The sequence below is a fragment of the Candidatus Symbiopectobacterium sp. NZEC135 genome, from assembly GCF_025962695.1.
Genome location: NZ_JAGFPF010001388.1, coordinates 1 through 556, shown reverse-complemented (window position 1 = coordinate 556; position 556 = coordinate 1). Strand labels below are relative to the sequence as shown.

Genomic DNA, 556 nt, shown 5'->3' with positions numbered 1-556 from the left:
TCCGATGAAGGCAATACGGTGGCAGACATGCTGGAGTACGTGCAACTGGATCCCGAAGTCCTGATGTCGCGTTTCCGCGATCAGGTGAAAGAGACCAACCTGCCTGCTGACATTCAGTCGCAGTTTCTGGATGAGTTCGAAAGCGGCCTGTATGGCTACACTTACCTGGAAGATGCCTAGTTTGAAGGCATAAAAAAGGGAGGCAATAGCCTCCCTTTTTATCTCTGTTTAATACAGGCAACACGCTTAAGGCGCATTGGCGCTGCCTTCACCCAGTTTAATGATTTGTCGTTTAAACAGAATGTCGTGCACGCCGTATTTGTTTAACAGCCTTGCTTTGCTGTTCAGTACTGACTTTTTATTAATCCCCACCCGTTCGGCGATCACTTCCGGCGAATACCCCTCGCTCCAGTACCGAAATACCGCATGCTCGGATTTGGAGAGTTTAACCGGCTGGGCGGCACCACTTTCATGGATCTCTTCTATATTCAATATGTTAGAGAAGTATCCGATCGACGTTGATTTAGGGATAAGCACCGTTTTTTCATCAATGCAA

2 protein-coding genes are annotated in these 556 nt (G+C 47.7%); one reads left to right on the top strand and one right to left on the bottom strand.

All coding sequences use genetic code 11. The features are described from left to right. On the top strand, nt 1–180 hold a 180-nt coding region (locus J5224_RS34415; protein WP_264629317.1), incomplete at its 5' end, for a hypothetical protein. A gap of 66 nt (nt 181–246) precedes the next feature. Here J5224_RS34415 and J5224_RS34410 read toward each other — a convergent pair. Continuing rightward, nucleotides 247–556: helix-turn-helix transcriptional regulator (locus J5224_RS34410; protein ID WP_264629316.1), on the bottom strand; the 310-nt coding region annotated here is incomplete at its 5' end.